The organism is Paenibacillus sp. FSL H8-0548, from assembly GCF_038630985.1.
Lineage (GTDB): Bacteria > Bacillota > Bacilli > Paenibacillales > Paenibacillaceae > Pristimantibacillus.
In genome coordinates this window covers 6,923,247-6,944,652 of the sequence record NZ_CP152049.1, presented here as the reverse complement: position 1 = coordinate 6,944,652, position 21,406 = coordinate 6,923,247, and the positions used below count along the sequence as shown (strand labels likewise).

Below are 21,406 nucleotides of genomic sequence, written 5' to 3'. Positions count from 1 at the left end.
TCTATGATGGAGAAGTTACTTGAAGTCAATAACCTTCGTGTTAATTTCAAAGTGCGCGGCGGTGTAGTCAAAGCGGTGCGCGGCGTTAATTTTCACGTAAATAAAGGAGAAGCTGTTGCTATCGTTGGAGAATCGGGCTGCGGCAAGAGCGTTACAGCACAATCGCTCATGCGTTTGATTCCATCCCCTCCAGCGGAAACGAGCGGCTCCATTAGGTTCAAAGACAAAGACATTTTGAAGCTGTCCAATAAAGAAATGGAAGATATTCGCGGCAAAGAGATGGGGATGATCTTCCAGGATCCGATGACCTCGCTGAATCCAACGCTGACCATTGGGCGTCAAATTACAGAAGGTTTGATTAAGCATCAAGGGTTAAGCGGAGCCAAAGCGACCGCACGCGCCATTGAGATGCTTGATCTAGTCGGAATTCCAAATGCTTCATCAAGAGTAAATCAATATCCCCATCAATTTTCTGGAGGCATGCGCCAGCGTGCAATGATCGCGATTGCGCTTGCGTGTAATCCATCGCTGCTCATTGCGGATGAACCGACCACGGCGCTCGATGTAACGATTCAAGCGCAAATTATGCGAGTGATGAAGGATTTGCAGCACAAGCTAGGCACTTCTATTATTCTTATTACACATGACTTAGGCGTCGTAGCGGATATGTGTGATCGTGTCATTGTTATGTATGCCGGCAAGGTGGTCGAAACGGGAACCAAATGGGAAATTTTCAAAAATCCTAAGCATCCGTATACAAGGGGATTGCTTCGTTCCCTGCCTCGTCTTGATCAGAGAAAGGATGAGCCTCTCGTGCCAATTTACGGGATGCCGCCGGATCTGATCAAGCCGCCAGTAGGCTGCAGCTTCTGTGCTCGTTGTGATGAGGCAATGAGAGTATGTGTGGATAATGATCCTGAACTGCTCCCTGTAGACGGCAATGAATCACATGCCTCGGCATGCTGGCTCGCACATCCTTATGCTAAACGGGAGGTGTCCGTATGAGTGCTCCATTAATCGAAATCAATCATTTGCGCAAGTTTTTTAATTTAGGCGGCGGACAAACGCTCCAAGCTGTTAATGATATAACCTTCTCCATTCAAAAAGGTGAAACCGTTGGAGTAGTCGGTGAATCCGGCTGCGGCAAGTCAACTGCTGGGCGTACCATTATGCGTCTTTATGAGCCGACTAGCGGAGGGGTTACCTTCGACGGGCAAGATATTTATAAGCTGCAGGGCTCTAAGCTTAAGGCGCTGCGCCGTGATATGCAGATGATATTTCAAGATCCGTATGCATCGCTTAATCCGCGTATGACCGTTATGGATATCATAGGCGAAGCGCTGGATATTCATAAGCTGGTGTCCAGCAAGAAGGAACGTAAGCACCGTGTTGAAGGGCTGCTCGATGTTGTTGGCCTTAATCCCGATCACGCTACGCGTTATCCGCATGAGTTCTCAGGCGGTCAGCGGCAGCGTATTGGCATCGCACGCGCGCTTGCTGTAGATCCGCGCTTTATCATTGCGGACGAGCCGATCTCGGCGCTCGATGTGTCCATTCAAGCGCAGGTTGTGAACCTGCTGCAGGATTTGCAGCGCAAGTTAGGATTAACCTACTTGTTTATCGCGCATGACTTGTCGATGGTTAAGCATATCAGTGACCGAGTTGCGGTTATGTATCTGGGGAAAATCGTAGAGCTGGCAGAAAGCAGCGAGCTTTATGATAAGCCGGCGCATCCATATACTAGAGCGCTGCTGTCGGCAATTCCAATTCCGGACCCTGAAGTAGAGGCTAATCGTGAGCGAATTGTATTGACAGGGGATTTGCCTAGTCCCATTAATCCGCCAACCGGCTGTCAATTCCACACGCGCTGTCCCATTGCCACTAACAAGTGCAAGGTCGATGAACCAGCTCTGCTGGAGATAAGAAAAGGACATTTTGCCGCTTGTCATTATGCGTCTGTATAGTCTGTATAGCAGGATATAAAAAAATGGAGCAGGGATTTTCCCTGCTCCTCTTTTTGTTATTATTAATATATAAGTTGAACTTTAGAAATGAAGTTTAAGCGAAGCGAGAAGATCGTTCTGGAGAAACGAAGTGTTCGCCTTTGCAGCCAGATTTTTACCTTTAAATGTTTTAGGAAATCAAAAAATCTGGCTGCAACCGCGATCGTAAGAATGATCTACTCGCGCAGCGCCTAAAACGTAATTTCTAAATTTAACTTATTATAAATGGCTTGTGGATTGTGCATAAGTATGTGGATAAAATGTGAGTACATGTGGATAACTGCATAATACAAATGATAATTTTGCTCCATGAAGGCTGTATTTTGAGCCCAGATGGATGCTTATATGCTAAAATGTGGTTACGACAAGATCGCTTAGGAGGGCATGATGGTTCAATTAATTGTAGTTTTGATCATTGTTGCAGTTGTTTTTATGGCAGTAAACGCAATTATTAAATCGAATCGGAGAACTGGCAATAAACACTCGTATAGGGCAGGCAGAGGATCATTTGGAAGGACGAATGCATTTGCTCCTTGGCCAAATGAAAATCCGCCATCTGCGCTAGGTGTTCCTTACGGACATCCGGCAAGAACGGCAGCCGAGCGCTTAGAAGCCTCGCTTAGCGAATCTTTTGAAAGTCGGGTCAAAGATCGGGTGTTGAAGGAATTTCCACGAATTTCAGATAAGGAATGGGACTGGACGTGGTTTGAGCTTAAACGTTATTTCCTTATGTGCAGTATTATGCGCAGCGTTCCGATGTATAGCAGACAGGTAGATGCAGTGTGGCATGAGATGCTTATGTTTACAAGGGAATATGAGCAGTTTTGCTTAAGTTTTTGTGGTGAAATGATCCATCACGCGCCTCATGCGCCTGGTTCACATCCGGAGGAAGGAGAGCGCGCCTTATTTGATTGGCTGTACGGTGAGCTGTTCAAGCAGACACCCGCCAGCGGCAGAATATGGGGGGCATTTTATCGTACCCGCATGTCAGCTCAGAAGCTAAGCGAGCTTGCGGAGTTTAGCGGGGAAACATTGCGGCTGCAGTGGTTTAATACAAAAACATCTGCACATTATACTGATTTAAACGCAACGGTGGAATACTTAATTACGCGCTCCAAGTCACAGCGTAACCCGGATAAAAGCAGGGACAGCCGCAGTAATGGTTATGATCCCGTCCTTGGCGGAACGGGCATGCTAACAGGTATGCTGATTTATTATTCGATATCAGATCCCGATGGCTTTATTCAGCAGATGAATCAGGTGCAAAACGAGGAGCAGCGCAAAGCGAACGGAAGCGGGGATTCTACATATGTTTGCAGTGGGTCCTCTGATGATGGAAGCGACCATTCGGGAGACGGATCTGGCGGAGACTCGTCTTGCAGCAGTGGAGGCGATAGCGGGGGATCATCCTGCGGCGGGGGCTGCAGCAGCTAATAATTGGAAACCATGCAGAGGCGCATGCTTCCTATATTAGAGTCCTCGGCCTTTATTTGGCTATATCCTTAAAAGACAAGATGCAACGGCTAGTTTACAATGCTATAATATACGGGATTGTGTCACAGCCTACAACAACAAACGGGAGGAATACCGCTCCATGAGCAAATTAATCATTTGCGACCATCCGTTAATTCAGCATAAGCTGACTTTTATTCGGAATAAAGAAACGAATACAAAAGATTTTCGGGAATTGGTTGATGAAGTCGCTACACTTATGTCTTACGAAATTACGAGAGAAATACCGCTTGATACGATTAAGGTACAAACGCCTGTCGCTGAGACGGATGCAAAAGTCGTCTCTGGAAGAATGCTCGGGCTTGTGCCTATTTTGCGCGCCGGTCTAGGTATGGTTGACGGTATATTGAAGCTGATCCCCTCTGCTAAGGTAGGCCACATTGGACTTGCCCGTGATCACGAGACGCTTCAACCGAAGGAATATTATATTAATTTGCCGACGGATGCTCCGAACCGGCTGCTCATTGTCATTGATCCTATGCTTGCAACTGGCGGATCAGCGATCGCTGCGATCAACTCATTGAAGAATCATCAATGCGATCAAATTAAATTAATGTGTCTAATTGCTGCGCCAGAAGGCGTGAAGGCTGTACAGGAAGCACATCCGGATGTTGATATTTATATTGCAGCGTTGGATGAGCGTTTGGACGAAAAAGGCTACATCGTGCCAGGCCTTGGCGATGCTGGAGACCGTATGTTTGGAACAAATTAACGCCAAGCCGGATCAAATTATAATAGGAGTGGAAGCTTTTGTCTAAACTAAAGGTAATGACTATTTTCGGTACGCGACCGGAGGCAGTCAAAATGGCACCGCTTGTACTTGAACTTCAGAAGCGTGAGGATGAGATCGAATCGATCGTTTGTGTAACGGCACAGCATCGTCAGATGCTGGATCAGGTTCTAGATTTTTTTGAAATACATCCCAACTACGATTTGAATGTTATGAAGGAGCGTCAGACGCTAACGGAGACAACGGTACGTGTTCTCGAAGGGCTTGATCCTGTGCTAACGCAAGCGAAGCCTGATATCGTGCTTGTACACGGCGATACGCAGACCACCTTTCTAGCTAGCTATGCAGCGTTCTTAAAGCAAATACAGGTAGGTCACGTGGAAGCGGGTCTTCGTACATGGAACAAGCTTTCGCCTTACCCAGAGGAAATGAATCGGCAGCTTGCCGGCGTACTCTCTGATGTGCATTTTGCACCGACAGAATGGTCGGCAGGCAATTTGCGTAAAGAGAATAAGTCGGATTCCACCATTTATGTGACTGGCAATACGGCTACTGACGTGTTTCAATACACGGTGGACGAATCGTTCTCACACCCAGTCATTGACTGGGCGAAAGGGAAACGGATGATTCTCATGACTGCCCATCGCAGGGAAGCTCTCGGCGAGCCGCATCGGAACATATTTCGGGCGATAAAACGAATTGCAGATGAGCATGAGGACGTAGCCATCGTGTACGCAGTACATCCTAATCCAGCTGTGAGAGAACCGGCAAATGAAATTTTGGGCGATCATCCTCGCATCCGCCTGATTGATCCGCTGGATGTATTCGAATTCCACAACTTCTATCCGCATGCTTACATGATTATGACAGACTCTGGCGGTTTGCAGGAAGAAGCTCCTTCATTTGGCGTTCCGACTTTAGTGCTTCGTGATACGACAGAGCGCCCGGAGGGAATAGAGGCTGGAACCCTTGAACTGGTCGGTACGGATGAAGAGACGGTATACAACCGCGCTCACGCTCTATTGACTGATTCACAGCTATACAGCCGAATGAGCCAAGCAGCAAATCCATATGGTGACGGCAAAGCGTCAGAACGTATTGTTGACGCTATTTTACATCATTTTGGCAAGCGGAAGGAACGTCCGGATACGTTCACACAACGTTCATAGATTAGCTTGGAGCACTAGCCCAACAGCCGAATGTACAGCGTACAGTAGTACTGTACGGTTTTTGAGAGTCGTAACACCTTATGTATCAAGGGTTTTGGGCAATCTATTCAGCAAAAGTTTGCACTTAATTCAATTGACAAACCTGTTGTTGCTTGGATAAAATAAATGAGGATTGACAGGGGTAAGAGCCATGAATAAAAAGGACAGAAGAGACAATCCGCTTTATGCTGCCGGACTAGTGGGCGCACTTGGCGTGCAAGTCGCGATATGTATCTTTTTAGGCTATTGGATCGGATCTTCTCTAGGAAGCCGTTTTGGAGAAGAGAAGGGATGGATGCTAGGTGGCATCCTGGTCGGTCTGGCTGTCGGTCTGATCTCAGCCATTCTGCTTGTTAAGAAGGTTATGGGGGAAGCTGATGGACGATAAAATAATGAAGACAGCAGTGCGTGTGCTTGTCTACATGATGGTGGTCTGCTTGATCGTTTGGGCGTTCCTTCCAGAATGGCGCACGGTGTCTCTCGGTCTCCTTTTGGGGTTGGCGGCAAGTTCTATGAATGCGTTATTATTAAAGCGCAGAGTGAGCATGATCGCACAATATGCAACGGGAGAAAGCTCCAAGAAGCGAGGCCTTGGCTTTGGCAATCGAATTGCGACGGTTCTACTGGTAGCGATGATTGCTTATCGTTATCCAGAGACTCTAAATATGCCAGCCGCATTATTAGGCAGCATGGTCATGCCGTTTGTGATTTTAGTGGTGGCACTTATTCACAATTTGAAAGAAAATAATAACGGAAAGGGGTGAAATAGTTATATGCATGCATTTCCCATATTAGAGTGGAGTGGGATGCGATTCGATCTTGCTGCGATTATTGCGATTCTCGTTTCTGTGATTATAACATTGGGTGTTGCTCGATTGTCTGTACGCAACTTATCGGTGGACAACCCCACTAAGATGCAGAACTTCATGGAATGGGCTATAGATTTCATGCATTCTACCATTGCAAGCTCAATGCCGGTCCAAAAAGTAAAGCATTACCTAGCTTTAGGGTTAACACTCATCATGTTCATCTTTATATCTAACCTGTTAGGTTTGCCTTTGCTTATTACTACGGACGTGCACGAGGCCATGCCTGCGATAGGCATTACGCAAGAGTATCTTGATTCACATCACGGTGCGGCTCACGTTGCATGGTGGAAATCACCAACAGCGGATTTGTCGGTAACATCGGGCTTAGCATTAATCGTATTCGTATTGGTTCATTTCCTTGGACTGAAACTGAACAAAAAGCATTATCTGAAACATTATTTCCATCCATATCCGGTTTTCTTTCCAGTCAACCTAATTGAAACAGTTGCAAAGCCGGTTACGCTTGCTCTTCGTCTATTTGCAAACATATATGCGGGCGAGGTTCTAATCAGCACCATACTGATGCTGGGTTGGGTTGGTATCCCGTTCATGGTTGCATGGCAAGGCTTTAGTATATTTATTGGTGCAATTCAAGCCTTCTTGTTTACGGTTCTTACGATGGTTTACATCTCACAGGCGACTGTACATGATGAAGAAGAAGCGCATTAAACTCAGGTTACGCTTTATCTCCAATTCGGCAGTAATAACAAGTCGATGATTGGAGCTGGATCGAATAGATAATACCCAAAAAACATTCAATTCTGAGGAGGATTTTTAAAATGGAAGTATTGGCAGCAGCTATTGCAGTAGGTTTGGGCGCGATCGGAGCAGGTATTGGTAACGGTATGATCGTAAGTAAAACAGTTGAAGGTATCGCTCGTCAGCCAGAACAAAAAGCGGCACTTCAAACAACAATGTTTATCGGCGCTGGTATCGTCGAAGTTGTACCTATTATCGGCGTAGTTATCGGTTTCCTAGCGTTCTTTAGCTAATAGGCAGCATAAATGATTGGCGGGGAAGGCCTAGCCCTCTTCGCCTTTGTTTTGATTAAAAGTTAGATTAGGACAAGGAAGGAGTGGCAGCTTTGGACTTTGTATGGACATCGACCGTGATAACGATCCTAGCATTTCTTATTTTATACTGGGGTTTGAATAAATTGGCGTTTGGACCGTTGTTTGCTGTGATGGAGAAGCGTAGACAGCTGATACTCGATCAAATGAACACAGCGGATTCGACCCGCAAGCAGGCTGAGCAAGCAATGTTAGAGCAGAAGGCAGCTCTAGAACAAGCTCGCAAAGAAGCTTATGCAATAATTGAGCAATCCAGAACAACGAGCTCGAAGCAAGCGGAAGATATCGTTCAAACAGCGAAATCGGAAGCAACCCGCCTGAAAGACGACGCGCTCAAAGATATCGAAAGCGAAAAGAACAAAGCAATTGCAGCACTTCGTACAGAGGTTGGCGGCATTTCCGTGAAAATCGCTTCGAAAATTATGGAGAAGCAAGTCGATGAGAAATCTCAGGAGCAGTTGGTTGGTCAATACCTGAAAGAAGTTGGAAACAAATGAGCCGCGATACGGTCGTAGCGAAGCGCTACGCAAAAGCGTTGTTCGAGCTGGCTGAGAAGCAACAAATTGTGTCAGGAGTTGAGGATCAGCTCAAGCTGATCGTACAAATTCTTGAGAAGGATCCGGAAATAGAAAGTTTCCTTTCTCTTCCTAGCATTGATCCTGCAAGCAAGATTGCCGTTCTTAAAACAGCATTTGGCGATCAAGTGTCTGTTCTTGTTCTTAATACAATTGAAATTCTTATCACTCGTGGACGTCAAAATGTCATTGCTGATTTATATGCAGCCTATACAAAGGTAGCAGGAGATTCGCTCGGACAGGCACATGCGACCGTTTATGCCGCAAAAGCTTTGACGGATGAAGAGCTTGCTGCTGTAGCTGTACAGTTTGGACAAGTGACTGGAAAAACTATTATTGCACAGCAAGTGGTTGAGCCTAGCTTGCTCGGCGGCGTACAAGTACGCATCGGTGATCGTCTATATGACGGCAGCTTGTCAGGTAAGCTGGAACGTTTGCAAAAATCGTTTAAAATCTAATGCATTGTAGATAGGGGTGAACGAATTGAGTATCAGACCTGATGAAATCAGCACGCTGATTAAACAACAGATCGAACAATATAAATCCGAAATTCAAGTCGTGGACGTCGGCACCGTAATCAATGTCGGTGACGGTATCGCCCGCGTACACGGTTTGGAAAATGCGATGCAGGGCGAATTGCTCGAATTCTCCAACGGTGTTGTCGGTATGGCTTTGAACCTTGAAGAAAGCAACGTTGGTGTCGTTATCCTTGGACCATACACGGATATTCGTGAAGGCGATCAAGTAAAACGTACAGGCCGCATTATGGAAGTGCCTGTCGGCGATGAGCTTCTTGGCCGCGTAGTAAACCCGCTTGGTCAGCCGCTTGACGGCAAAGGACCAATCAATACCACTCAATTCCGTGCGATTGAATCTCCAGCACCAGGCGTTATCGACCGTAAATCGGTTCATGAGCCTATGCAAACGGGAATTAAAGCAATCGATGCGATGGTTCCAGTAGGCCGCGGACAACGTGAGCTTATTATCGGTGACCGTCAAACGGGTAAAACAGCGATTGCTATTGATGCGATTATTAACCAAAAAGGCAATGGCGTTAAATGTATTTATGTTGCTGTTGGTCAAAAACAATCCACTGTTGCCAACGTAGTAGAAACACTTCGTCGTCACGGTGCGCTTGAATATACAATCGTGGTTACTGCTGGTGCTTCCGAGCCAGCGCCATTGCTATTCCTAGCTCCTTACGCGGGCTGCACAATGGGCGAGTATTTCATGTATAAAGGCGAGCATGTGCTCGTAATCTATGATGACTTGTCCAAACAAGCAGCAGCATACCGTGAGCTTTCACTCTTGCTTCGCCGTCCACCGGGTCGTGAAGCATACCCAGGTGACGTGTTCTACCTTCACTCCCGTTTGCTTGAGCGCGCTGCTAAACTGAGCGATGCTAGAGGCGGCGGTTCAATGACGGCTTTGCCATTCATTGAGACACAAGCATCTGACGTTTCGGCTTACATTCCTACGAATGTTATTTCGATCACAGATGGACAAATCTTCCTTGAAGCGGATCTATTCTACTCTGGTCAGCGTCCAGCGGTTAACGTTGGTATCTCTGTATCCCGTGTAGGTGGTTCAGCTCAAATTAAAGCGATGAAGAAGGTAGCTGGTACGCTTCGTCTAGATCTTGCGGCTTACCGTGAGCTTCAAGCGTTCTCGCAATTCGGTTCTGACCTTGATAAATCAACGCTTGCCCGTCTTAACCGCGGTGCTCGTACAATGGAAATCCTTAAACAAGACGTTAACCAGCCGATGCCGGTTGAGAAGCAAGTTATTTCAATCTACTCTGCTGTAAAAGGTCACTTGGATGAAATTCCAGTTGATGATATCCTTCGTTTCGAGAAAGAGTTTCATGCGTATTTGGAATCGAACAGCCCTGAAATCGGTCAATCGATTCGTGATACAAAGGACATTACTTCAGACAATGAGAAGGCTCTCGTTGATGCCATCAATACATTTAAGAAAAGCTTTGCTGTAACGGCGTAATAAGCATGATCAGCCTCCGCTGCTTGAGCAGCGGGGCTAGAGCATTGCCGTGAACTATAGCGCTAAGCCCGTTCATCATGTCCGGGCTTTGGCTGCTTACTCCACCAACACCAGGCTTTGGAGCAGGTCCAAAGCAACAAAGGCGGGTGAAACCAAATGGCAAAAGGTATGCGCGATATTAAACGCGAAATCAAGAGTAAACAAAACACGAAGCAGATTACGAAAGCAATGGAGATGGTTGCCGCTTCCCGCCTCAGAAAAGCTCAGGAAGCCGCGCAAGCAGCACGTCCATATGCTGAGAAGCTGAAGGAAGTTGTAGCAAGCATCGCAGCCGGTACGAAGGATGTGAAGCACCCGATGCTGGAGACGCGTCCGGTGAAGAAAACGGGTTATCTCGTGATCACCTCCGATCGTGGACTAGCGGGCGGCTACAACGCGAATATTCTTCGTAAAGTAACACAAACGATTCGTGAAAAGCATAAATCAACCGATGATTACGTGTTGTTCGTAATCGGACGCAAGGGCCGCGATTATTTCCGCCGCCGCAATATGCCAATCGTTGAAGAAGTGACCGGCTTGCCGGATGCTCCAACGTTTGCTGATATTAAGTCAGTCGCATATTCAGCGGTTAAGATGTTCTCGGAAGGCGCTTATGATGAGCTTTACTTGTATTATAACGAGTTCGTAAATGCGATTACTCAAGTTCCGACGGAATTACGCTTATTGCCGCTTGAAGAAGTTGGCGATAGTGCTTCTGTTGTAGCGTACGAATACGAGCCATCTCCTGAGGGCGTACTTGAAGTGCTGCTGCCTAAATATGCGGAAACGCTCATATATAGCGCAGTCCTTGATGGTAAAGCAAGTGAGTTCGGGGCACGTATGACTGCCATGGGAAGCGCAACAAAAAATGCAACAAAAATTATCGGTCAATTGACGCTCACTTACAACAGAGCGCGTCAAGCAGCGATTACGCAGGAAATTTCTGAAATCGTTGCAGGGGCGAATGCCCAATCTTAATATATGGCTGCAAGGACCAGGCGCTTGCGATGAGCTGACCGGTATGCAGTAACAAGAGGGAACCAGGAGGGAAAACCATGAAAAAAGGACATGTTGTATCCGTCATGGGTCCGGTCGTAGACTTAGAGTTCGAACGCGGCCAATTGCCGCAAATTTTGAACGCAGTCGTTATCGAGCAAAAGGGCGAAGCAGGCGGCATTGACATTAACTTGACGCTTGAAGTAGCTGTTCATCTCGGTGACAATAAGGTACGTGCCGTAGCTATGAGCACGACAGACGGTCTTGTACGCGGTATGATCGCTGTAGATACAGGCGCACCAATTACTATTCCGGTTGGAGCTCCAACACTTGGCCGTGTATTTAACGTTCTAGGTCAACCAATCGATGAAGCTGGCGATGTAACATCGGCAATTAACCTTCCGATTCACCGCGAAGCACCTGCTTTTGATGAATTGTCCACGCAAGCGGAAATTCTTGAGACAGGCATTAAAGTAATCGATCTTCTCGCACCTTACTCAAAGGGTGGTAAAATCGGCCTCTTCGGCGGTGCGGGTGTAGGTAAAACGGTTACGATTCAAGAGCTTATTAATAACATCGCACAAGAACACGGCGGTATTTCCGTATTCGCAGGTGTTGGTGAGCGTACGCGTGAAGGTAATGACCTTTACCACGAGATGAAAGACTCGGGCGTACTAAGCAAAACAGCAATGGTATTCGGACAAATGAATGAGCCTCCAGGTGCACGTCAACGTGTTGCTTTGACAGGTCTTACAATGGCTGAATATTTCCGCGACGTAGAAGGCAAAGACGTTCTATTGTTCGTAGATAATATCTTCCGCTTCACGCAAGCAGGCTCCGAGGTTTCGGCCCTTCTAGGCCGTATGCCTTCCGCGGTAGGTTACCAGCCAACGCTGGCAACTGAAATGGGTCAATTGCAAGAGCGTATCACGTCTACGAAAAATGGTTCAGTTACTTCGATCCAAGCGATCTATGTACCTGCCGATGACTATACGGATCCGGCTCCTGCTACGACGTTTGCCCACTTGGATGCGACAACAAACTTGGAGCGTAAAATCTCCGAAATGGGTATCTTCCCTGCGGTAGATCCACTCGCATCTTCTTCTCGGATTCTTAGCCCTGCTATATTGGGCGAAGAGCATTACAATGTAGCTCAAGGCGTTAAGAAAATTCTTCAACGCTACAAAGAGCTTCAAGATATTATCGCAATTCTTGGTATGGATGAGTTAAGTGAAGAAGATAAATTGACCGTGTCTCGCGCACGTAAAATTCAACTTTTCCTATCTCAACCATTCCATGTTGCTGAGCCGTTTACAGGTATCAAAGGTAAATATGTACCTGTAGCAGAATCCGTTCGCAGCTTTAAAGAAATTCTCGAGGGCAAACATGACGACCTTCCGGAAGAATCCTTCCGATATGTTGGTGTGATTGAAGAAGCCGTGGAGAAAGCCAAAACGCTGTAATAGCGAAGGGCGGGAGGAATCCACATGAGTTCTATTTTGGTAGAAATCGTAACACCTGAGCGTAAGGTGTATGCAGAGACAGCGAATATGGTAAGTGTGACAGGCGCCGAAGGTGAACTTGGTATTTATCCCAATCATATTCCGCTCGTAACACCGCTTCGTATCGCTCCTGTTATCATTAAACGCGATAATAAAATTGATGTTATTGCAGTAAATGGAGGCTTTATCGAAGTTCGCAAGGATAAGATTGTTATTCTTGCTGAGAGCGCAGAGCTTGCAACTGATATTAACATCGAGCGTGCTGAAGCCGCTAAGCAGCGTGCTCAGCAGCGTCTTAATGCAAAGCAAGACCAGACTGATTTCCGCCGTGCAGAGCTCGCTTTGCAGCGCGCGATGAATCGTCTGCATACTAGGCAAAAATAAGAATAAGCCAAAAGAACCGTTTACGCCGTCAAAAGCGTCAACGGTTCTTTTTTTTCATATTGCATAAAACAATGTCAGGTTATCTCTAATGTTCGCTTTTTAATAGCTGATCATGTCATATATTCATAAAATATCAGTAATTTTGACAATATCCCTTATATTATGAATGATTTCTTATATAATATATGTTAGTATATTTAACATAAGAATGACTGAGCAAGCAGGGGGAGAGTCGTATGTTTGACTGGCTAGGTGCGAAAGTAGGATTTCCGCTCTGGGTATCATGGCATCTGAACAAAGAGCTGAAGGTAGATGTCGAGCATAGCTTTGAGGGGATTGCAGAGACACGAAAAGAGCTGCTAACCTCATGGGCATCAGATTATTGGGGACATTTGGATAGACTAAGTGAACAGATGACCACGGTTCTGACACAAGGAGCGGATGTTTCAGCATCAACGGCAAAGCTGGATATTGAGCGTTTATTCCATAGAGCCTATGCGCGTGCTATTGATTTTACGGAACTTTTTTTTCTAGATTCAATGCAGAAAGTGACATGCTCGACGTACGATGCCCATATTGGAACGACCTATGGAGCAAGCAGCAGTCTGGATCGGGGGCTTGCCTACACACAGGAAGCTAATAGCTTGCGTAAATGCCTGTACGGACCTTATCGTGACGCTATTACGTTAGATCTAGGTGCTCGCTCATCTTCTTTCCATGATCAAATGACACTATTATTCATGCTGCCGCTTTCTATAAACGGAAGCTTTGTCGGTACGTTGTGTGGACGAGTACCTAACGATGTGTTGGGTGATCTAATACAGCGTGAATCAGGCCATGTATATCCGGATTCGGGCGATAACTACTTGTTTATGGCTAAAGCTGGTTTAAATACACATATAGAGCCGGGAACTGCCCTGTCTCGCAGCCGTTTTGAGGACAGAACGTTTACACATGGAGAGAACTTGAAGGATGGAGTGACCACCGATTATGGAGTTGTATCCATCGAGGAGCATACGGAGCTTGAAATCATGTTCACGGACCCTGCGACAGGCGGTCTTCATCCCGGTGTAGCTAGTACGATTCAAAATGGAAGCAATCTATTTGTGCAGTTTCCCGGATATTCTGATTATCGGCATATTTCGGTGATCGGTAAAGGAGTCACTCTTCAGCTCCCACATTGTCCTGATAAATGGGGCATGATGTGCGAAGGGGATTTTGAGGAGGTTTATCGCATCCGGAGCATTGGCTGGAGACAGCGAAAGCTGCAGCTTGCTTCAATCGTCAGTCTGAGCGTATTGACTGCTCTGCTGATTTTGTTTATTTCAACTGGTGTACCTATTTGGGTAACAGCGGTTACAGCAGGTGCTTTCAATTTGTTATTTGGTCTAATTTATAGCGGAGTCTTTCAAAAAAGAGAATCAACGAGAGTAGTATCTCATTTACGCAAAATTAATAGCTTTATTCGTATAAATGCAGAGGGGAAAGGAGATTTAACTCAGCGGCTCACACTTGGCGAATTTGATAATGATGAATCGAAGGAGCTGGCGAAATGGATCAATAATATGATTGATTCATTGGAGGGGATTATGCTGCAGGTAAAGCTCGCTTCAGCAGATGTATTAGCCAGCCAGCTTGCGCTTAATGAGTCAGCAGAAGTTACTTCAGCCTCTACAGAACGGGTTAGCGGCAAAGTTACCGATATGATTGGAAGCATTAGGCTGCAGCTGAAGGATATTGATATGGCTAAGGATGCTGCAGGGGACATGAGGACGACGCTCAAAGAGCTGGAAGAACAGGCAAACGACCAAATAGCAGCCGCAAAAAATGAGGTCGATCGAATCGGTGACAAAATGCATCACATATCTGCTAAAGTAGGCGAGAGCAATGACACGATTCATAAATTTATGAATACAGTGCAGGATATTCGTGGCGTACTTCAAGTGATCGAAGAAATCTCATCACAAACTCATTTGCTTGCGCTAAACGCTTCGATAGAGGCTGCGAGAGTTGGGGAACAGGGCAGAGGTTTTGCAGTTGTAGCAGCAGAAATTCGCAAGCTTGCTGATATGACCAAAAAGTCTACAGAAGAGGTTCATGACATTACTCGTCAAATCTATGATGAAGCGAAGCAAGCTTATGCTTCAATGGATGAAGGATCGCGTGTGGTTGAGGAAGGGAATCAGCTTGTCGCAGCAGCGGCGAATACGCTTGCGGTTGCGCATGCGGAGGATCTTCGCAAATCACAGGTTGTTGATGAGGTCGTGCAGCTTATGGAGAAAATCGCTCTAGTCAGCAGAGAGAATCGAAGGGCATCCTCCGATGTAGAAGGCAATGTGCGGGAGCTTATTGGTGAAATGACGAACGTCCGTCAAACCTCGCAAAGCGTGGAGTCGATTACAACGCTGCTGCAGCAGCTGGTGGGTCAATTTAAGCTTACCGATTCGCGAATTCGTTAGTTTATAAGAAGCTAGAGCCGCAGTCACCGAATATATTCGGCGACTGCGGCTCTTTTTTTAAAATATATGAAAGTACAAGTTTCACATTTGATGAGCTATTTGCTTGGTGCGCTATACATAATTATGCCATGGAAGAGTTATCCTAACCATATCTACTGCAAAGAAGAAGGAAGGAGAGAGGCAGATGTTTGGAACAATGGGGCAAGGCTTAGGCCGGGCAGGTAAGAAAACCGAGAAGAGCTCACCCGAAGCGGAGCGACATGAACAAGAGCAGCTGGACCCATTTGCGGAAAAACCTCTCTTTTCTTCACTAGAGCAGAATATGGCGTTGATCAAGCAAGAGCTTGGAGAGAGTCAGGATATTATTTTTCGTGAGCTGCTTCTAACCGATGCCAAACGAACGAAGGTACTCATTGTTTATGTGCAGGGCATGGTGGATGATGAGAAGCTGAATGAATTTATTATTCTTCCGCTGCTAAGAAATAGATTCCCACAGGATGAGAGCATCCAGGCAGGTGCACTGCTTGATAGTATGAAGAGCAGTCAGCTCTCGACAGGTATTGTTACCGATATTTGCGATTGGAAGGAGTTGTTTCAAAAGCTATTCAAGGGCTTCAGCATCGTTATGATCGATGGTGTCGATAAGGCGATAGGTGCAAACGTAATTGGCGGGGAAAAACGAGGCATTGAAGAGCCCAAGTCAGAGATGGCTATTCGAGGTCCGAGAGAGGGCTTCACGGAAACTCTCCGAGTAAATACAACGATGCTGCGCAGAAAGATTAGAAGCCCCAAGCTATGGATGGAGCAATGGACGATTGGGGAAGTATCGCAAACCTCGGTCTGCATTATGTATGTGAAGGGCCTCGCTGATGAAAATGTACTAAAGGATTTAAGAGAACGCTTGGAAGGGATAAAAATAGACGGAATTTTGGAATCGGGATATATCGAGGAGCTAATCTCCGATCAATTATGGTCGCCTTTTCCGACGATTAAAAGTATTGAACGGCCGGATACTGCAGCTGGAAATTTGCTTGAAGGCAGAATTGCCATTCTCGTTGACGGAACACCTTTTGTGCTCATTATACCAACGACATTAAATATGTTTTTTCAAGCATCCGAGGATTACTATCAACGATTTGATATTGCGACCTTCATTCGGATGCTTCGGTTTGTTTCCTTCATCATCGCGCTGCTCATGCCGTCTGTCTATGTTGCGATTGTAGGCTATCATCATGAAATGATACCGACGCAGCTGCTGCTGAAGCTCGCCGCACAGCGGGAGGGTGTACCTTTTCCTGCTTACTTGGAAGCTTTTGTTATGGAACTGGTATTTGAAATATTGCGTGAGGCTGTCGTGCGAATGCCGAGTGCTGCTGGCAACACGATCTCAATTGTTGGCGGGTTAGTCATTGGACAATCGGTCGTAGAGGCAGGCATCGTTTCTCCAGCGGTTGTTATCGTCGTCTCTTTTACAGCTATTGCAAGCTTTGTCTCACCTAACTACAGTCTAGGCATCGCAGCCAGGCTCCTTCGCTTTCTGCTGCTGCTGGCTGCTTCGACACTCGGGTTTTACGGGATCGCATTAGTTGTGCTCGTGCTTCTGCTGCATTTGAGTAATTTAAGGTCCTTTGGCATGCCCTATTTCAAGCCGTTTGGACCTATGTTTATAAAGGATATGAAGGATACGCTGTTGCGAGCGCCGCTGTGGAAGATGCGTGAGCGTCCGCAGAAGCTGGCTGATGGAAATGAAGTTAGGCAGGACCTTGTAATGGAGCCGAGGAAGGAGCCGCAGCAATGATCCGAAGCAGCATTCATCAGTTTAAACGAATAATCGTAGTTAGGGGGATATTCCGCAGGCTGATGCTTCTTTGGACAATCAGCATGCTGTTAGTATTAAGCGGTTGTTGGGACTTGCGCTATTTAGACAAGCTTGGGGTCGTATTGGCTTTAGGTGTGGATGTGGACCCGAAGGAAAAGCAAAAGCTGAAATTGACGGTTCAAGTCGTATTGCCTCAAAACGTGGCGGCAGAAAGCAAGGGCGGAAGTGGGGGGACATCTGTAACAACCTTTTCGGAAAGTGGAGATACATTGTTTGAAGCCATCCGCAAAATGACGACAAAAACATCTAGACGACTATTTTTTTCTCACACTCAGATGCTCGTTATTAGCGATAAAATGGCGAAAAAAGACATCTATTCCCTAGTTGATTTAATTGAACGGAACCCCGATATTCGTACTGATATTTCAGTTGTTATTGCGAGAGACAGTACGGCGTCGGATCTGCTCCAGCTGACGACCCAAATGGAGCCTATACCGATAAATCAAATGCACGAAATGATAGAAGTAAATCAAACGTCCTACGCCACAAGCTACGCTGTTTTAGTCAAAGACATAACGAAGCTGATGGGGAGAGGGCAACAGCAAGCAGTTCTCCCCACCATGCGCATAGAGGGTGATAAAGGGGAGATGCATTCCATTGAGAATGTGAATAATATCCCTGCGGGCGCTATTCCTGTCTTATCGACGATGGCGGTATTTCGTGAAGGGAAATTAATAGGTTATTTGAGTCCAAAGGAATCAAGAGGTTTATCCTGGCTCCATGATAAAGTGAAGAGCACGGTCGTTAAGCTTGCCTGCCCAGGCTCAGAGGGAAAGCTGATCGTCGAGGTCCATGAATCATCGACCGAGCTAAAGGTTAAACGCGGATTGAATGATATGCCAATTGTCGAAGTGAAGGTACGTCTTGTTGGCGGGGTTCAAGAAATTATGTGTCCCGGCCTTGAGGTCTCGGAGGAAAGTGTGTTGGTTGAAATAGGAAATCTAATGAGTAAAGCAGTGGAGGAAGAGATTGAGAGTGCCATCAGGAGGATTCAAACCGGCATGCGCTCGGATGCGATTGGCTGGGGAAGAGAGACCTATTTGCAACAGCCGACAATATGGAAAAGGATAGAATCGGACTGGCAAGCTGTGTTCCCAAAAGTAAAAAGTGAGGTCAGCTGCAGCACCGTGATTACGGGCTCAGGTGGGCGGAGTGAATCTATTGTGAAATGAGTGAGCGGTCATGGTGTCGGTCTTTCTTGTCTTATTGTTTGCCATTGCGATAGGCACAATAATATGGATGCGCAATGGTAAAAAAAAACGTTACCGTGAGCGTGGCTGGGCGATGGTTATTTTAGCATTAGGAACTGTGTTGATATTAGCAGAGCTGATGCGCTTTCCGATTCCAAACCCTGTAGATTGGATTACGACGATTTTATCACCAGTATATAAGCCAATACTTTTCTGGATAGAGGGGGGAGCATAGCGGAGATGAGCAAATATGCAGGTATGAACAACGCAGAAATTACATCGGGGCAATGTGCAAAGCTATTATTTTTGTTTGCATTAGGCAGCTCAGCTCTTATATTGCCAACGACTGTAACGTTGATCGCCAAGCAGGACGCATGGATATCGATGCTGCTTGTTGGGCCTGTTAATTATTTCGTCTTAATGATCTATCTGGCTCTTGCTGACCGTTTTCCCAATATGTCTCCGGCTCATTACGTTGGGAAGGTAGTTGGGGTGTGGGGCGGGAAGGTGCTGACTTTTCTGTATTGTTTGTTTTTCCTGTTGACAAGTGCGCTTGTTCTGCGCAACATTTCTGATTTTATGAACCTTTCTGTGCTGCCGCAGACACCGGAATGGTTTATTGATGTTACGTTTATGATTGTTGTTATTTATGGCGCCTTACTAGGCATTGAGACGATCGCTAGAACTGGAGAGATTCTTTTTGGCTGGTGCACATTTGTCATTACGATCCTTTTATTTGCATTGTTTAATCAATTTGATTTTCATAACTTTGAGCCTTTTCTTTATGATGGATTGGTGCGCCCCATCAAAGGCATTTATCCGGTATTAGGGTTCCCGATCGGTGAGTTTGTCTTTATTACGCTGCTGTTACCGCAAGTCAGGCAGGAGGATCGCAAGAAGCTGAGAAAGGCGCTTAAGCTTTCTGTTGTTATGATTACTTTTGTAAGTACGCTCCTTGCGGCATTTCTGGTAGGGGTTATGGGTGTTTCTGATGCCAGCAGAAGTCCGTTTGCTATATATGATATGGCGAAAAATATTAATATTGAAGAAATAGTGGTGCGGATTGAAATATTGGTGGCGATGGTATGGGTCGCAACCGTCTTTATTAAGCTCGTGCTTTGTGTGTACGTGCTTAGTTTAATTACGGGTCAACTGCTCAAGCTTTCCACCTATCGCCCATTGGTCATTCCCTATTCGTTCATCATTGTGCCGCTTTCGTTGTTAGTATATCGAAACGCTGCCCAGGCCCAGGAGTTTGCTATAGGGGCATGGACGATATATAGTTTGCTGCACGGCTTCGTTTTTCCTATGCTGCTTCTTCTCATTGCGATGATACGAGGGAAAAAGGATACGGGAGACGGAAGTACTTGAGCGTAACTCCATCATAGACGTAAGTGGAAGCATTTGTTATAATTGTGAGGAAAATTGACCAAGCGGCAACGGTCCGTACCTATTCAATTGACGGAGGCGATCGGGTGGAGAACTACGCCAATAATTATGTCGTCGTGGCTATTTTTATCGTGCTGGGCATTATGCTTCCAGTTGTTGCGTTGACAGTAGGAAGACTCCTTAGGCCGAATAAACCGACAGAGCTTAAGCAAACCACCTACGAGAGCGGCAATGAGCCGGTTGGTGAAGGACAGGTTCGTTTCAACATTCGTTATTACTTGTTTGCGCTTATGTTTGTTATTTTTGATGTGGAAACCGTTTTCTTATATCCGTGGGCCGTTGCATATAATAAGCTCGGCTTTTTTGTGCTAGTTGAAATGTTGATTTTTGCGGGAATGCTGCTTATTGGTCTTCTATATGCCTGGAAGAAGAAGGTGCTGAAATGGAATTCAGTTTAGAGTCAATTTCGTTAGAGGAACGCAAAGAGCTGGAGCGCAACGTGTTTATGGGAACCTTGGAGCAGCTGAAGGCATGGGCCAGGAGCAACTCGTTATGGCCGCTGACATTCGGTCTGGCATGCTGTGCGATCGAAATGATGGGCACGGGTGCATCGCATTATGATCTGGATCGTTTCGGAGTCATGTTCCGCACCTCGCCGCGTCAATCAGATGTCATGATTGTTGCGGGCACCGTCACTAAGAAAATGGGGCCGCTGCTGAAGCGGCTGTACGATCAAATGCCAGAGCCCAAATGGGTCATCGCCATGGGCTCCTGTGCGACCGCCGGCGGTCCCTATATAAAGTCGTATTCGGTCATTAAAGGCGTCGATCAAATTGTACCTGTTGACGTCTATATTCCCGGCTGTCCTCCTAACCCGGCTGCCTTAATCTATGGCATTAACAAGCTGCAGGAGAAGATCCGTTATGAGGCGAAGACAGGGAAGCAGGTGACCAGCCGATGAGTGAAGAGGATAAACCGGTCACAGAGACGGCTCCCGTAGACCCGGAGAAGGAAGCCAAGCTGAAGGCAGCTGCGGAAGCACGCGCAGCGAGAGCGGCAGCAAAAGCAAAGGCCGAAGCAGAAGCGAGTGAAGCAGAGCCGGAGCAGCCGAAGCCTCCTTCGCCAAGGCAGCCTGAGCTTGATGCCATAGTTGCGCTTCTGAAGCAGGAAGTAGCAGAAGCAGCGGTTGAGGATGCCTATGTAAATGAACTGAATGGCGATATGCCGATGATTATCATGCGCAACGAACACTGGCGGGAAGCTGCAAAGCTGCTGAAGGAGCATGAGCAGCTGCAATTTAATTATTTGCGTAATGTGTCCGGTGTCGATTACGAGACCCATATAGAAGTGGTCTATCATATGATCTCGCTGGGAACCAAAAGAGAGGTCGGAATTAAAATAAAGACGGAGCGGGAAGCATCAGCCGTCTATTCAGCAACACCAGTCTGGGCAACAGCGAATTGGAATGAACGTGAAATTTACGATTTACTGGGAGTTGATTTTCCTGGACACCCCGATATGCGGCGAATCATGATGCCCGATGATTGGGTTGGCCATCCGCTGCGCAAGGACTATGAATCGTTAGACTCGGAGGTGTAAGCTG

23 protein-coding genes are annotated in these 21,406 nt (G+C 46.5%); all 23 read left to right on the top strand.

Annotated features, from left to right (window positions below; all coding sequences use genetic code 11):
- The first annotated feature begins 6 nt into the window (after positions 1 to 6).
- Positions 7 to 1,005 carry an ABC transporter ATP-binding protein gene (locus tag MHI37_RS29275; RefSeq protein WP_076335508.1) on the top strand — a complete coding sequence of 333 codons (999 nt, stop codon included), beginning with the start codon at positions 7 to 9 and terminating at the stop codon, positions 1,003 to 1,005.
- The gene (locus tag MHI37_RS29270) at positions 1,002 to 1,964 is read left to right on the top strand and encodes an oligopeptide/dipeptide ABC transporter ATP-binding protein (RefSeq protein ID WP_076335507.1); all 963 of its coding nucleotides are present in this window, start codon (positions 1,002 to 1,004) and stop codon (positions 1,962 to 1,964) included. Before MHI37_RS29275 ends, MHI37_RS29270 begins: the two co-directional genes overlap by 4 nt.
- Positions 1,965 to 2,387: 423 nt before the next feature.
- Complete coding sequence (locus MHI37_RS29265) at positions 2,388 to 3,437, top strand: hypothetical protein (RefSeq protein ID WP_144023614.1); 1,050 nt, start codon at positions 2,388 to 2,390, stop codon at positions 3,435 to 3,437.
- 160 nt (positions 3,438 to 3,597) lie between these two features.
- Positions 3,598 to 4,227, top strand: a complete 630-nt coding sequence (gene upp, locus MHI37_RS29260) for a uracil phosphoribosyltransferase (protein ID WP_076335505.1) — start codon at positions 3,598 to 3,600, stop codon at positions 4,225 to 4,227.
- Positions 4,228 to 4,265: 38 nt separating this feature from the next.
- Entirely contained in the window at positions 4,266 to 5,414 is a 1,149-nt protein-coding gene (gene wecB / locus MHI37_RS29255) for a UDP-N-acetylglucosamine 2-epimerase (non-hydrolyzing) (RefSeq protein ID WP_076335504.1), read from the top strand.
- Between the two features lie 190 nt (positions 5,415 to 5,604).
- Positions 5,605 to 5,841: an AtpZ/AtpI family protein gene (locus tag MHI37_RS29250; RefSeq protein ID WP_076335503.1), complete on the top strand. Its 237-nt coding sequence runs from the start codon at positions 5,605 to 5,607 to the stop codon at positions 5,839 to 5,841.
- Positions 5,831 to 6,217 (top strand): ATP synthase subunit I, encoded by a 387-nt coding sequence (locus MHI37_RS29245; protein WP_076335502.1) that lies wholly within the window; start codon positions 5,831 to 5,833, stop codon positions 6,215 to 6,217. The genes MHI37_RS29250 and MHI37_RS29245 overlap by 11 nt, the downstream gene beginning before the upstream one ends.
- 9 nt (positions 6,218 to 6,226) lie before the next feature.
- Positions 6,227 to 6,991 (top strand): F0F1 ATP synthase subunit A, encoded by a 765-nt coding sequence (gene atpB / locus MHI37_RS29240; RefSeq protein WP_076335501.1) that lies wholly within the window; start codon positions 6,227 to 6,229, stop codon positions 6,989 to 6,991.
- Between the two features lie 110 nt (positions 6,992 to 7,101).
- A complete protein-coding gene (gene atpE / locus MHI37_RS29235; protein WP_028608302.1) occupies positions 7,102 to 7,314 on the top strand; it encodes a F0F1 ATP synthase subunit C in 213 nt (70 codons plus the stop codon).
- Positions 7,315 to 7,406: 92 nt separating this feature from the next.
- Complete coding sequence (atpF, locus tag MHI37_RS29230) at positions 7,407 to 7,889, top strand: F0F1 ATP synthase subunit B (RefSeq protein WP_076335500.1); 483 nt, start codon at positions 7,407 to 7,409, stop codon at positions 7,887 to 7,889.
- Positions 7,886 to 8,425: a F0F1 ATP synthase subunit delta gene (locus MHI37_RS29225; protein WP_076335499.1), complete on the top strand. Its 540-nt coding sequence runs from the start codon at positions 7,886 to 7,888 to the stop codon at positions 8,423 to 8,425. Before atpF ends, MHI37_RS29225 begins: the two co-directional genes overlap by 4 nt.
- A gap of 25 nt (positions 8,426 to 8,450) precedes the next feature.
- Positions 8,451 to 9,965 (top strand): F0F1 ATP synthase subunit alpha, encoded by a 1,515-nt coding sequence (gene atpA, locus MHI37_RS29220; protein WP_076335498.1) that lies wholly within the window; start codon positions 8,451 to 8,453, stop codon positions 9,963 to 9,965.
- Positions 9,966 to 10,121: 156 nt separating this feature from the next.
- On the top strand, positions 10,122 to 10,982 hold the full coding sequence (gene atpG / locus MHI37_RS29215; protein WP_076335497.1) for an ATP synthase F1 subunit gamma: 861 nt from the start codon (positions 10,122 to 10,124) through the stop codon (positions 10,980 to 10,982).
- Between the two features lie 77 nt (positions 10,983 to 11,059).
- Positions 11,060 to 12,463 (top strand): F0F1 ATP synthase subunit beta, encoded by a 1,404-nt coding sequence (gene atpD / locus MHI37_RS29210; RefSeq protein ID WP_076335496.1) that lies wholly within the window; start codon positions 11,060 to 11,062, stop codon positions 12,461 to 12,463.
- 24 nt (positions 12,464 to 12,487) lie between these two features.
- A complete protein-coding gene (locus MHI37_RS29205; RefSeq protein WP_076335495.1) occupies positions 12,488 to 12,886 on the top strand; it encodes a F0F1 ATP synthase subunit epsilon in 399 nt (132 codons plus the stop codon).
- Positions 12,887 to 13,122: 236 nt separating this feature from the next.
- On the top strand, positions 13,123 to 15,345 hold the full coding sequence (locus MHI37_RS29200; protein ID WP_076335494.1) for a methyl-accepting chemotaxis protein: 2,223 nt from the start codon (positions 13,123 to 13,125) through the stop codon (positions 15,343 to 15,345).
- 184 nt (positions 15,346 to 15,529) lie between these two features.
- Positions 15,530 to 17,143: a spore germination protein gene (locus MHI37_RS29195; protein WP_076335493.1), complete on the top strand. Its 1,614-nt coding sequence runs from the start codon at positions 15,530 to 15,532 to the stop codon at positions 17,141 to 17,143.
- Positions 17,140 to 18,396, top strand: a complete 1,257-nt coding sequence (locus tag MHI37_RS29190; RefSeq protein WP_076335492.1) for a Ger(x)C family spore germination protein — start codon at positions 17,140 to 17,142, stop codon at positions 18,394 to 18,396. Before MHI37_RS29195 ends, MHI37_RS29190 begins: the two co-directional genes overlap by 4 nt.
- Positions 18,397 to 18,406: 10 nt before the next feature.
- Positions 18,407 to 18,649, top strand: coding sequence for a hypothetical protein (locus MHI37_RS29185; protein ID WP_076335491.1), 243 nt, complete (start codon positions 18,407 to 18,409; stop codon positions 18,647 to 18,649).
- Positions 18,650 to 18,654: 5 nt separating this feature from the next.
- A complete protein-coding gene (locus MHI37_RS29180; protein WP_076335490.1) occupies positions 18,655 to 19,785 on the top strand; it encodes an endospore germination permease in 1,131 nt (376 codons plus the stop codon).
- A 161-nt stretch (positions 19,786 to 19,946) separates the two neighbouring features.
- Positions 19,947 to 20,261 carry an NADH-quinone oxidoreductase subunit A gene (locus MHI37_RS29175; protein ID WP_256710127.1) on the top strand — a complete coding sequence of 105 codons (315 nt, stop codon included), beginning with the start codon at positions 19,947 to 19,949 and terminating at the stop codon, positions 20,259 to 20,261.
- A complete protein-coding gene (locus MHI37_RS29170) occupies positions 20,246 to 20,764 on the top strand; it encodes an NADH-quinone oxidoreductase subunit B (RefSeq protein ID WP_076335489.1) in 519 nt (172 codons plus the stop codon). Before MHI37_RS29175 ends, MHI37_RS29170 begins: the two co-directional genes overlap by 16 nt.
- Positions 20,761 to 21,402, top strand: coding sequence for an NADH-quinone oxidoreductase subunit C (locus MHI37_RS29165; RefSeq protein WP_083676103.1), 642 nt, complete (start codon positions 20,761 to 20,763; stop codon positions 21,400 to 21,402). The genes MHI37_RS29170 and MHI37_RS29165 overlap by 4 nt, the downstream gene beginning before the upstream one ends.
- The last annotated feature ends 4 nt before the right edge of the window (positions 21,403 to 21,406 follow it).

Excerpts from the sequence above, each read along its gene's own strand:
- MHI37_RS29275 (WP_076335508.1), top strand. The coding sequence starts at position 7 with ATGGAGAAGTTACTTGAAGTCAATAACCTTCGTGTTAATTTCAAAGTG.
- MHI37_RS29270 (WP_076335507.1), top strand. The coding sequence starts at position 1,002 with ATGAGTGCTCCATTAATCGAAATCAATCATTTGCGCAAGTTTTTTAAT.
- MHI37_RS29265 (WP_144023614.1), top strand. The coding sequence starts at position 2,388 with ATGATGGTTCAATTAATTGTAGTTTTGATCATTGTTGCAGTTGTTTTT.
- upp (WP_076335505.1), top strand. The coding sequence starts at position 3,598 with ATGAGCAAATTAATCATTTGCGACCATCCGTTAATTCAGCATAAGCTG.
- MHI37_RS29250 (WP_076335503.1), top strand. The coding sequence starts at position 5,605 with ATGAATAAAAAGGACAGAAGAGACAATCCGCTTTATGCTGCCGGACTA.
- MHI37_RS29245 (WP_076335502.1), top strand. The coding sequence starts at position 5,831 with ATGGACGATAAAATAATGAAGACAGCAGTGCGTGTGCTTGTCTACATG.
- atpB (WP_076335501.1), top strand. The coding sequence starts at position 6,227 with ATGCATGCATTTCCCATATTAGAGTGGAGTGGGATGCGATTCGATCTT.
- atpE (WP_028608302.1), top strand. The coding sequence starts at position 7,102 with ATGGAAGTATTGGCAGCAGCTATTGCAGTAGGTTTGGGCGCGATCGGA.
- MHI37_RS29225 (WP_076335499.1), top strand. The coding sequence starts at position 7,886 with ATGAGCCGCGATACGGTCGTAGCGAAGCGCTACGCAAAAGCGTTGTTC.
- atpG (WP_076335497.1), top strand. The coding sequence starts at position 10,122 with ATGGCAAAAGGTATGCGCGATATTAAACGCGAAATCAAGAGTAAACAA.
- atpD (WP_076335496.1), top strand. The coding sequence starts at position 11,060 with ATGAAAAAAGGACATGTTGTATCCGTCATGGGTCCGGTCGTAGACTTA.
- MHI37_RS29205 (WP_076335495.1), top strand. The coding sequence starts at position 12,488 with ATGAGTTCTATTTTGGTAGAAATCGTAACACCTGAGCGTAAGGTGTAT.
- MHI37_RS29200 (WP_076335494.1), top strand. The coding sequence starts at position 13,123 with ATGTTTGACTGGCTAGGTGCGAAAGTAGGATTTCCGCTCTGGGTATCA.
- MHI37_RS29195 (WP_076335493.1), top strand. The coding sequence starts at position 15,530 with ATGTTTGGAACAATGGGGCAAGGCTTAGGCCGGGCAGGTAAGAAAACC.
- MHI37_RS29190 (WP_076335492.1), top strand. The coding sequence starts at position 17,140 with ATGATCCGAAGCAGCATTCATCAGTTTAAACGAATAATCGTAGTTAGG.
- MHI37_RS29185 (WP_076335491.1), top strand. The coding sequence starts at position 18,407 with ATGGTGTCGGTCTTTCTTGTCTTATTGTTTGCCATTGCGATAGGCACA.
- MHI37_RS29180 (WP_076335490.1), top strand. The coding sequence starts at position 18,655 with ATGAGCAAATATGCAGGTATGAACAACGCAGAAATTACATCGGGGCAA.
- MHI37_RS29175 (WP_256710127.1), top strand. The coding sequence starts at position 19,947 with ATGCTTCCAGTTGTTGCGTTGACAGTAGGAAGACTCCTTAGGCCGAAT.
- MHI37_RS29170 (WP_076335489.1), top strand. The coding sequence starts at position 20,246 with ATGGAATTCAGTTTAGAGTCAATTTCGTTAGAGGAACGCAAAGAGCTG.
- MHI37_RS29165 (WP_083676103.1), top strand. The coding sequence starts at position 20,761 with ATGAGTGAAGAGGATAAACCGGTCACAGAGACGGCTCCCGTAGACCCG.